The organism is Streptomyces sp. NBC_01334 (assembly GCF_035983595.1).
Classification (GTDB): domain Bacteria; phylum Actinomycetota; class Actinomycetes; order Streptomycetales; family Streptomycetaceae; genus Streptomyces; species Streptomyces coriariae.
In genome coordinates, this window is record NZ_CP130718.1 from 4,019,112 (window position 1) to 4,030,117 (window position 11,006).

General features: G+C 70.5%; 7 protein-coding genes. 3 read left to right on the forward strand and 4 right to left on the reverse strand.

Annotated elements, in window-relative coordinates; translation table 11 throughout:
* Nucleotides 1-215: 215 nt before the first annotated feature.
* The 4 genes from OG736_RS17975 to OG736_RS17990 form a co-directional block, all read right to left on the reverse strand.
* Entirely contained in the window at nt 216-1,754 is a 1,539-nt protein-coding gene (locus OG736_RS17975) for a metallophosphoesterase (RefSeq protein ID WP_327183350.1), read from the reverse strand.
* A 213-nt stretch (nt 1,755-1,967) separates the two neighbouring features.
* Entirely contained in the window at nt 1,968-3,242 is a 1,275-nt protein-coding gene (locus OG736_RS17980; RefSeq protein WP_327183351.1) for an acyltransferase family protein, read from the reverse strand.
* Nucleotides 3,242-5,320 carry a bifunctional polysaccharide deacetylase/glycosyltransferase family 2 protein gene (locus OG736_RS17985; RefSeq protein ID WP_327187633.1) on the reverse strand — a complete coding sequence of 693 codons (2,079 nt, stop codon included), beginning with the start codon at nt 5,318-5,320 and terminating at the stop codon, nt 3,242-3,244. Before OG736_RS17985 ends, OG736_RS17980 begins: the two co-directional genes overlap by 1 nt.
* A gap of 1,024 nt (nt 5,321-6,344) precedes the next feature.
* Nucleotides 6,345-7,175 carry a hypothetical protein gene (locus OG736_RS17990; protein WP_327183352.1) on the reverse strand — a complete coding sequence of 277 codons (831 nt, stop codon included), beginning with the start codon at nt 7,173-7,175 and terminating at the stop codon, nt 6,345-6,347.
* Between the two features lie 701 nt (nt 7,176-7,876).
* Between OG736_RS17990 and OG736_RS17995 the strand changes: the two genes are divergently transcribed.
* From OG736_RS17995 to OG736_RS18005, 3 genes are read left to right on the forward strand one after another with little or no spacing between them, the layout of a single operon-like run.
* Complete coding sequence (locus OG736_RS17995) at nt 7,877-9,190, forward strand: ABC transporter substrate-binding protein (RefSeq protein WP_327183353.1); 1,314 nt, start codon at nt 7,877-7,879, stop codon at nt 9,188-9,190.
* Nucleotides 9,187-10,152, forward strand: coding sequence for a carbohydrate ABC transporter permease (locus tag OG736_RS18000; RefSeq protein ID WP_327183354.1), 966 nt, complete (start codon nt 9,187-9,189; stop codon nt 10,150-10,152). The genes OG736_RS17995 and OG736_RS18000 overlap by 4 nt, the downstream gene beginning before the upstream one ends.
* Nucleotides 10,149-10,979, forward strand: coding sequence for a carbohydrate ABC transporter permease (locus OG736_RS18005; protein ID WP_327183355.1), 831 nt, complete (start codon nt 10,149-10,151; stop codon nt 10,977-10,979). Before OG736_RS18000 ends, OG736_RS18005 begins: the two co-directional genes overlap by 4 nt.
* Nucleotides 10,980-11,006 lie beyond the last annotated feature (27 nt).

Genomic DNA, 11,006 nt, shown 5'->3' on the forward strand with positions numbered 1-11,006 from the left:
CCACGCTGTGGCTGTGGGTGACCGGAAAGGAACGTTGCTCTCACCTTGCGTGGAGGGCCGGTGAGAGGTTTTGGCCCGAGCCCGAGCGTACGGGCCGGGGCGGGGCGCTGTTGCCTGCGACGGCGCGCCGGACGTCCGCGTGCGCGTACCCGGATGCGCCTCCACCCCCGGCCGAGCCGGGGGTGGAGGCGCATCCGTCGAGGTCCGCGGGCCCTTCAGTGGCAGACGAACTCCTTGTTGGCGGTGCTCCCGCTCAGCGTGCAGGTCTGACCGCGGACCGCACCGGCCGGGTCGTGAGCGGTGAGGTCCCAGGTCCCGGCGTTGCGGCTCAGGACCGCGTACCCGAAGACCCCTCCTTGGGTGACGGAGTGATTCACGGCCTGCAGCGGCGTCCCGACCGTCTTTCCGATCACGCCGGCGTCGTTCGGCCCCTGCTCCAGGGGGGCTCCCCCGGAGAAGCCCACCGTCACCTGCGGTGGCCGCGTGGTGCTGAAATCGATCATCTGGTAGAGGTGCGCATGGCCGGAGACCACCATGCGGATGTTGTCCGCCAGCCGCCCCAGGGTCGTCCCGGCGACGGCCCGCTGGAGGACCGGGGTGAACGTTTCCAGCGGCGGGCCGACCGATCTCACCATCCACACGGGCTTGTGGGTGACGACGAAGTAGTCGTGGCCGGTCTGCTGCGCCGCGACCTGGTTCACGGTTTCGAACTGCCGGGTGTAGATCGCCTGCTGCGCGAGGCTTCCGCTGTCGGCCGGGTCGGCGAACGAGGAGTCCACGTTGAGAAGGTGCAGGACACCTGCCCTGATCTCCACCGGATCGGGGTAGAGGGAGCACGATCCGTTGGCTCTGAGTTCGTCGGCGAGGTAACGGAACCACGCGGCCCCCGCGCCGCCCGTCGCGGGCGGGGTGCGGCAGTCCTCGTGGTTGCCCCGCGTCAACACGACCGGCGCCACGGCCAGCAGCTTCTCCGCCGGCCTGAAGAAGTCGGCGACCACACAGGCCCAGGTGAATCTGTCCGCCGAGGTCGTGCAGCCCGGATTCGCCGCCTTGTCGTCGGCCTGAGCCGGGTCGTCTCGGTAGAGGTAGTCGCCGACATGGATCACGAGGTCCGGTTGTGTCACCGTGGCCGCGCTGCTCGCGACCTGCGGGAACGGCCAGCCGGTCTGGTGGTCGGCGCAGTCCTGATCGGGACCCGACGTCGTGACGCGACACCCCGAGTCGCCGATGACGGCGATGGTGCCGGGACGGGTGTTCGCGGTCCAGTTCGGCAGAGGAAGCTGACGGTTCGCGGGATGCACCACGGCCGCGGCGACCGTCGACTGCGCGAGCACCGCGTCGTAGGCCCCGAGCGGCACGACCAACTCGCACACCGTGGTGGGGAACTGCGGCGGCGCGGGACGGCTCAGCAGCCGCATCGGGTAGGCGGTCCTCAGGGGGCCCATGGTGTACCGCACGGAGGGGCACGTACCGGACGTGTCGGTGGTCACATAGCGGATCTGGGTACCCCGACCGGTCAGCTGGGTCCATGCCCATGCCTCACCGTTGGGGTTACCGGTCCCTGGTGGCGGAGCGGTCGGCCCCGGCGGCTTCGGGCCTTCGCCGTAGGGCGGGGCCCCTGGCGGAGGGGTCGCCCCCGGCGGCTTCGGCCCTCCGCCGTCGGACGCGGTCCCCGCGAGGGCCGTCCCGACCGAGAGCGCCGCGGCCAGCACACCCGTCATGGCCAGAACGATGGTCCGGCGCGTCCTGCTCACGTTCCTCCATCCCGAAACCCTGGGCTCCGACCCGTCCGATCGACGGGCATACCGGGCCATAGTCACCAGGGCTTCCGATGGACGCACCCCGAACCGGGCGAACGGCGTACGGCGGCGTACGGCGGCCTGCAGCGCTGCACGGAGGCGCACACGGGGTCCGGTTCGGGGGGCTGAAGGTGCCGTTCGGGACCGGTGCGTTCAGGACCGGTGCGTTCAGGACCGGTGCGTTCCGGCGCCGACCCGGCCGTCCGGCCACAGGCGTGGCCTGCGGCGGGCCGCCAGATCCTCCACCCAGCCGAAGCAGATCACACAGGCCGCGGTGAGCAGCCAGACGGCGGGCAGCTGCGGCCACGGGCTCTCCAGGACCCAGGAGGCGTTCGTTTCCAGCCAGGAGATGCCCCACAGCCGGTCCCACAGGGCCTCCACGACCCCGATGCAGACGTTGTGCCACAGGTAGATCGTCACGGCACGGGAGTTGAGCAGGGTGATCAGCCGGTCCCAGCGGCGCAGCCCGGCCGGCCACTCTGACCAGGACGGGCTGAGGTGCAGGAGCAGCAGCACCGCGGCGAAGGACCACAGGGACTGGGCGAAGGGCATGTCGTCCAGGTCGTGGCCTTCCCTGAGGTCGTGGGTCAGGGTGTACCAGAGGCCGATTCCCGCCACCGCGGGGGCCAGGGACGGCACCACATAACGCGGCAGGCGACGCAGCACGCCCTCCTGGTGCGCCATGCCCAGCAGCCAGCACGCGCCGAACGCGCCGAAGTCGCTGAGCTGGGCCTCCAGCCGCCAGCCCGGCACCGACAGTGAGCCGAACTCCAGGGCGGCGGACAGCGCGACGGGCGCGAGGATCGTCGGCCAGGGCAGCCGGCGCAGGGCACGCAGCAGGAACGGGGAGAGCAGCACGAACCAGAGGTAGGCGCGGATGTACCAGAGGGGTACGCCCAGGTCGCCGGCCCAGCCGTCGCTGATCAGCCCGTGCACACCGGGCAGGGCATCGCCGTACGGCGGGTCGCTCAGCGGCAGGATCCAGTAGGCGAGGTGGAGCCACCACCAGCCGGGGTGCCCCTCCTCGTCCGGGCCCCAGCCCGCCACCAGCATGCCCGTCACCCCGACCGCGCCCAGCAGCCACAGCGGGGGCAGCAGCCTGCGCAGCCGGCCTCGTACGACTCCCAGCGCGGGGCGGCGGGCCAGCGAGCGGGCCATGAGGTTGCCGGCGAGCGCGAACATCACGCCCATGGAGGGGAAGACGACGGGCAGCCAGGCCCAGCCCATCAGGTGGTAGAAGACGACCCGGAAGAGGGCGATGGCCCGGAGCAGGTCGAAGTAGCGGTCCCGGCCACCGCCCTTCTTCTCGGCGCCCTTGTTCTCGGAGTCCTGCTGCCCTGAACCCTGCTGTTCTGGTCCCTGCTGCTCCGGCACGGTGGTCCGGGCCGAGGCGTGGGGCAGTTCGGGCAACTCGGCCGTGGTGTCCGTCGGGTGGGTGCTCATCAGGCCGCTCCTCCGTCCGCGGTCGCCGCCGCCACGCCGGGCGGGGCCGCCACCTGGCCCTTGCGGCGGAGCTTCTGCCAGCGCAGCCGGCCGCCGGTGAGGGCGGTGATCCAGGACTGGAGCAGGACGATGTACATCAGCTGGCGGTAGAGGAGTTGCTGGAGCGGGAGGGAGATGAGGGGGGTGAGGCGCTCGCGGTCCAGGACGAAGGCGTACGCCGCGCAGCCCGCCTGGACGGCGAGGACGCCGAACCAGGCCGCGATCGTCTTGCCGGTCGGGCCGAAGAGCAGGCCGTAGACGAGGAAGAGGTCGATGAGCGGGGCGAGGAGCGGCGCGACCACCATGAAGAGGGAGACGAGCGGGAGGCCGACGCGGCCGAAGCGGCCCGACGGTCCGCCCTCGACGAGGGCGCGGCGGTGCTTCCAGATCGCCTGCATGGTGCCGTAGCACCAGCGGTAGCGCTGCGACCACAGTTGCTGCACTGACTCGGGCGCCTCGGTCCAGGCGCGCGCCTTCTCCGCGTAGACGACGTGCCATCCGTCCCGGTGGATGGCCATGGTGATGTCGGTGTCCTCGGCGAGGGTGTCGTCGCTCATGCCGCCGACCCGGTCGAGCGCGCTGCGCCGGAACGCCCCGACGGCCCCCGGAATGGTGGGCATGCAGCGCAGGACGTCGTACATCCGGCGGTCGAGGTTGAAGCCCATCACGTACTCGATGTGCTGCCAGGCGCCGATCAGGGTGTCCTTGTTGCCGACCTTGGCGTTGCCTGCGACCGCGCCGACCTTCGGATCGGCGAAGGGCTGGACGAGTTCACGGACCGTGGAGGGCTCGAAGACCGTGTCGCCGTCCATCATCACGATGAGGTCGTGCCGGGCGTTGGCGATGCCCCGGTTGAGGGCGGCGGGCTTGCCCGCGTTGAGCTGGCGGACGACGCGGACGCCGGGCAGGTGCAGGTCCTCGACGATACGGGCGGTGCCGTCGCTGGAGCCGTCGTCGATGACGACGATCTCGATCGGGTGCTCGCTCTTCATCAGCGAACGCACCGTGCTCTCGATGCACTTGGCCTCGTTGTAGGCCGGGACGAGCACCGACGCCGGTTCGGTGACGGGCGCGTCGGGCCCCCAGACGAAGCCTTTGCGGCGGGTACGGCGGGTGTGGATCCCGGAGAGCAGGAGCATCAGCCCGAAGCGGGCGAAGACCAGGACGCCGATGACGGCGAGACCGACGACCAGGACGGCGGTGATGTCGTCCGAGGCCTCGACCAGGAAGACCCAGGCCCTGCCCTTCCACAGGTCGAGCCCGGTGACCGGGGTGTGCGCGCTCGGGGCCTCCAGGGCCTCGGTGAGGTTCTCGAACGTGTAGCCCTTGCCCTGGAGTTCGGGAAGGTAGGTGTCGAGGGCCCGGACCGTCTGGTGGCGGTCGCCGCCGGAGTCGTGCATGAGGACGATCGCGCCCTTGCCGCCCTTCGGCGTGGAGTTGCGGATGATCTCCCGGACCCCGGGCCTGCGCCAGTCCTCGCTGTCGGCGGTGGTGAAGACGGTGAGGTAGCCACGGGTGCCGACGAACTGCGTGACCGGCCAGGAGGCGTTGTCGAGGGCGTCCGTGCTGGAGGAGTAGGGCGGCCGGAAGAGCGAGGTCCGGATCCCCGCGGCTCCTGCCAGGGCCAGCTGGTTCTGGGTGAGTTCCCAGTCGATGCGCTTCTTCGACTGGTAGGAGAGGTCGGGGTGGTTGAAGGTGTGCAGCCCGATCTCGTGGCCCTCGTCCACCATCCGCCGGACCAGGTCCGGGTAGCGGGAGGCCATGGTGCCGGTGATGAAGAAGACGGCGTGCGTGTGGTGCTTCTTCAGGACGTCGAGGACCTCGGGGGTCCACTTCGGGTCGGGCCCGTCGTCGAAGGTGAGCACGATCCGGTGGTCCGGCACGCCCAGGCTGGTCTGCTGCCCGTTCCGGGTGTCGACGACCGGGCCGCCGTCGAGCACCTTCTGCGGCACCTTGTCGGCGGCGGCCTCGGGGCGGATGCGGTAGTCGGCGAGGATCTCGCTGTGCACATAGCCGCGCAGCATCAGCATCGCCATCATCGCGACGAGCACGACGAGCGGCAGCAGATGACGCAGCCGGAGCGACACCAGCCGCCGGCGCTCGGGTGACGGCGGCGCGGCGTGCGCGGAGCCGCCGGCCGCGTGCCCCGGGGCGCGGCCCCGGCCCTGCCTCGGGCCGGACCGCCGGCCGGAGGACCGCCGCCCACCGCCGCGCGGCCCGCCGGCCGACTCACCTCCTGGCGCGTCCCCCGTCGACGGTGAAGCGGACGCGGCGTGGCCGCCGGACGAGTGCGCGGGCTGCCCGACAGCTGACCGTCGGGTCGAGCGGCGGCTGGTACGTGGTGCCATGAGAGGTGGTTCTCCGGAGACGAGGTCGGGCGAGGTACGCGCCGCGAGCTGAAGCGGCGAGGAGCGAGCATCAAGACATCGCTGACAAGTTCGGACTTCATGTGCCGGGCCCCGTCACGTCGGGGCCGTCAGGTCGGGGTTGGCAGGTCGGGGCTGTCACGTCGGGGTCGTTGTGCCGGGGCTGTTGCGCTGGGTCGTTGTGCCGGGGCCGTCAGGTCGGGTTGTTTCCGGGCCGGTTGTGTCGAGCCCGGCGATGCGGGCCGGAGCGGACCGGCGGGTCCGGATCCCGGGCCGGTCCCGGAGGCGGGAGCCCGAATCGCGGTGCGGTGGTGCAGCCGTGGTGGAACGACGACGGCCGCCCTGCGCCCGCGTGACCGGAGCACCGGCCCGGCGGCCGAGAACTGCCGCCCCCCAGGGCCGAAGCCCGGCCCCGGCCGCTGATGGCCGAAGCACAGGCCCGGCCCCTGAACACCGAAGCCTCGGCCCCGAGCCCGGATGGCCGAAGCCCCGATTCCCGGCCCGGGTGGCCGACGCCCCGGTCCTGGCCCGGACGGCCAAAGCTCCGGCCCCTGCCCAGGTGCAGCCACTACGGCGGTGGTCGGTGCGGTGTTCGTCGGCCGCCGCTCCGAAGCCGGGCTCGGCGGCGGGGTTCACCGTGCGCCGAGGCCGGTGGCGTCCGTGAGGCCGGTCGGCCGAGGACTCGCACGGGTCCCGTTCAGGCTGCCGGGGTCGATGCCGCCGGTACCGGTTCCGGCGGGCCGTCAGCGACCGTGGTGGAGGCCCCGCCGGCCGGGGACGGCTCGGAGGACGCGGAGGGAGAGGCGGCGGGTGAGGACGCCGGCGGTGGCGTGGACGGCGGCGTCGGTGCGACCACCGGGCCGCTCGGACCGGGCGCCGAGGAGCCCGTGGCCGTCGCGCCGGTGCTGGGGCGAGTGGCCCCGCTCGCCGAGGGCCGCGCCGCCGTGGACGCCTTGCCCGACGGAGCCGCGCTCCCCGACGCACCCGGCGCCTTGCTCGCGCCCGGCTTGCCCGGCACCGCGCCGGACGCGGTCGCGGTGGCACCCGAGCCGCCCGGAACCGTGCCACCGGGAACCCCGTGGCGCGGGCTCGCGGACTTGTCGGGCGCCGACGTGCCGTCCACCTTGCCGGCCGCCGGCTTCTCGTCGGCCTGGCCCGGCACGGGGACCGGCAGCCAGGGCGCGCCCGCGTTGCCCGAGAGCAGCGCGGCCACGATGACGACGGCGTACGCCCCGCAGGCGATACCCACGACGATGCCGATACGGCGGAACGTACGGCTGCGCCGGCCCGACTCGTCGACGAACACCGGGACGTCGGAGGCGGCATCGGAACCGTCCGGTCGCCCCTTCTTCAGGGGGTCGAGCTGGACGGTCACCTCGCCCGGGTCGCTCTCCTCCCCGTGCGCGCCGCCGGGCTCCTCTCCCCAGGGGTCCCGGAGATCACTCGACCGTTCGTTTTCGGAAAGCCCGTTCGAGGTGTTCGGGGTGTTCGAGCCCGACAGGAGGCCGCTTTCTCGCGGTACATCCATGAGCGACCGGTATCTAGTGCTTTCTCCCGCCACGGACGTCAGAGGCTGCCCCCCGATCCCTGCCAGGCTCTGGGATCCCGGCCCCACGACCGGCGCGTCCCGGGTCGGCGATGCCGCCGCCGGCCACTCCGGTTGGGCGTCTTCTCGCCAATTCTTCATGTGCGTACTTCCCCCCACGGAACTGTTCCGGGTGCGCCGACGACCCTGAGCGCACGCCGATGAACCGGGCCCCCACCCAGCTCTCGCGCCCCATTTATCCCATTGCGCTCAGGTCTACGAATCTAGCGCAGGCTTGGGCCCTGTGTTCGCGATGTGTCATACATGGACAGAATTCATGCCCTTGTCCATGACTGAAAATCGCCGCTGGTCAAGCCTCGGCGGTCGCACTCGATCACAGCGATCACGAAAGTGACCCCTCGATGCACATCGCAGATCGAGACGGTCGGCCTCGTTCGCCACACAAGCGGTATATAGGTACAAAAGACCGACACCGAGGGGGCGGCGGAGGGCCACACCAGGCATGGCCGGAAAGTTCACTGGCGCCAACGTCGGATTGCCCGTTTTTCCCACCCGCCCCATTGACGTGACCACAGCAGCCACATAACTTCCCCCGTCGAAGCGCTTCGACGTCACCCATCGAATCGATTCGATGGACGCACCGTGACGCCCTCAGATCCATCCGACTCCCCTGGAGGCACAGGATGTTGACGGCACGAAGGCGTGTGATCGCACGACGGGGAACGGCGAGCGCGGCGGCGGTCCTCGCCGGATCGCTGCTCCTGGCCTCCTGCGGCGGCTCGGACGGCGGCGGTCCCTCCGACGCCAAGACCCTGCGGCTGTGGCACTACGAGGCCCCGAACAGCGCGATGGGCGTTGCCTGGACAGCGGCGATCAAAGAGTTCGAGGCCCAGCACCCGGGCGTGAAGGTGGAGTTCGAGGAGAAGAGCTTCGACCAGATCCAGAAGACCGCCCCGATGGTCCTCAACTCCTCCGACGCGCCCGACCTCATGGAGTACAACAAGGGCAACGCGACGGCGGGCCTGCTCTCCGAGCAGGGGCTCCTCACCGACCTGTCCGCCGAGGTGACGAAGCGCGGCTGGGACAAGCTGCTCAGCCCGGGCGTGCGCACCACCAGCCGGTACGACACGAACGGCGTGATGGGCTCCGGCAAGTGGTACGGCGTGCCCAACTACGCCGAGTACACGATGGTCTACTTCAACAAGGACCTGTTCGCGAAGTACCGGCTCACCGAGCCGAGGACGTTCGACGACCTGGTCGCGGCGATGGACACCTTCACCGAGCACGAGATCACCCCGCTCGCCAACTCCGGCGCCGAGTACCCGGCCCAGCAGTACGTCTACCAACTGGCCCTGTCCAGGGCGGACCGCTCCTGGGTCGACTCCTACGAGCTGTACAAGGGCAAGACCGACTTCCACGACGCCGCCTGGACGTACGCGGCCGACACCTTCGCCGACTGGGTGAGGAAGGGCTACATCGGCAAGAGCTCCACCAGCGCCAAGGCCGAGGACGCGGGCATCTCCTTCCTCCAGGGCAAGGCACCGATCCTGTTCTCCGGCAGCTGGTGGTACGGCCGCTTCCAGGACGAGGCGACGTTCGACTGGGGCACCACCCTGTGGCCCGGCTCGAACCTCACCCCGGGCTCCGGCGGCAACCTCTGGGTCGTCCCCGAGAGCGCCCACAACAAGGAGCTCGCCTACGACTTCATCGACATCACCATGTCGAAGAAGATCCAGAACCTGCTCGGCAACAAGGGCGGCGTCCCGGTCGCGGCGGACACCGCCGCCATCACCGACCCGAAGTCCAAGGAGCTCATCGCCAACTTCAACACCCTGTCCGGCCGCGACGGACTCGCCTTCTACCCGGACTGGCCGGTCCCCGGCTTCTACGACGTCCTCGTCTCCGAGACCCAGAAGCTGATCACCGGCAGCGAGAAACCCGACGGCTATCTGGACGCGCTGCAGGAGGCGTACGACAAGGGCGTACCGAAGACATGACGGTGACCGTCGAACGCGGCGGGCGGGTGACCGGCAAGCAGGACGGGTCCCCTCACCCGCGCCGTGCCCGCGATTCCTACGCGCTGTTCCTGCTCCCGGGCGCCCTCGCCTTCCTCGCCGTCGTCATCGTGCCGTTCCTGATGAACACCGGGGTGAGCCTCACCGACTGGCAGGGCGTGGGCAGCCCCGAGTGGGCCGGACTCGCCAACTACCGTGAGCTGCTGGACGACGCGGAGTTCTGGGAGAGCTTCCGGCACAGCCTCTTCATGGTCGTCGCGATGGCGGCGCTTCCCACGGCCGTCGGACTGGTCCTGGCCGCCGCCCTGTTCGACTACGTCGGCAAGCACTTCGGCAGCCGGACGGCGGCCGTCCTGCGTGCCTGCTTCTATCTCCCGCAGGTGCTGCCGATCGCGGTCGCCGGCATCGTCTGGAGCTGGATCCTCGCGCCCGACGACGGCTCGCTCAACGAGCTGCTCCAGGCCGTCGGTCTCGGCTCCTGGCGGCAGGACTGGCTCGGCGACCCCGACCTCGCGCTCTACAGCGTCATGGGCGTGATGGTGTGGGTGCAGCTCGGCTTCCCGCTGGTCGTCTTCATGGCGGGACTGGAACGCGTCGACCCGCAGCTGTACGAGGCGGCCGAGCTGGACGGCGCCGGCTGGTGGCGCCGCTTCGCGCACATCACGCTGCCGCAGATCCGCCCGGAGATCTACGTCGTCCTGACCTGGTGCACGATCGCCGCGCTGAAGGTGTTCGGCGCGGTGTACGTCCTGACGAAGGGCGGCCCCGGCGGCGCGACGAACGTCCCCTCCTACTTCTCCTTCGCCACGTTCTTCGAGAAGACGCAGGTCGGCTACGGCGCCGCGATCTCCACCGTGCTCACCGTGATCATCCTCGCCCTCTCCCTGGTCGGCCTGCGGCTGCAGACCCGGGCGCAGGACGCGGAGGAAGGACTCCGGACATGAAGGCCGTACGAGCCCTGCGCCGCTACCCCGTCCTCCTGGCCCTCTGCCTGGCCGCCCTCTTCATGATCGTCCCCTTTCTGATCGTCGCCGTGAACGCGGTCAAGTCCCCGGCGGAGTACGCGCGGAACGGCCCGTTGAGCCTGCCCGACGGCCTGTACCTGGACGGTCTGAAGGACTTCTGGGAGCGCGTCGACTACAGCCGCAAGCTGTTGAACTCGGTTCTGATCAGCGGCTCGGTGGCGGTGGGGGCGGTGGTCCTGTCGGTGCTGAACGCCTACGCGATCGGCATCGGGCGGATCAGGGGCCGCACCTGGGTCCTGGCCTTCTTCGTGCTGGCCAACATGCTTCCGCAGGAGGCGCTGGTCTACCCGGTGTACTACCTGAGCAAGCAGGCCGGCCTGTACGACACCCGGCTGAGCGTGATCATCGTCTTCACGGTGATCCAGGCGGCCTTCGGCACCTACCTGCTCTCCGCCGTGCTGAGCCGGTTCCCGCGCGAGATCATCGAGGCGGCCCGGATCGACGGCGCCGACAAGTGGCAGGTGCTGTGGCGGATCGTCGTCCCCGTCAGCCGGCCCACCCTCGGTGTGCTGCTGGTCTTCTTCTTCGTCTGGACCTGGAACGAGTTCCTGCTCCCGCTGGTCATGCTGATCTCCAACGACAACCAGACCGTGTCGGTGGCCCTCGGTGTCCTCCAGGGGCAGCGCCTGATGGACGCCACGATGACCAACGCGGCCGCCCTCCTCGGCGTACTCCCGGCCCTCGTCTTCTTCCTCGTCTTCCAGCGGACCCTCACCCGCGGTATCGCCGTGGGTGCCGTGAAGTAGTGAGGACCGAGCAGTAAGGACCCCCCA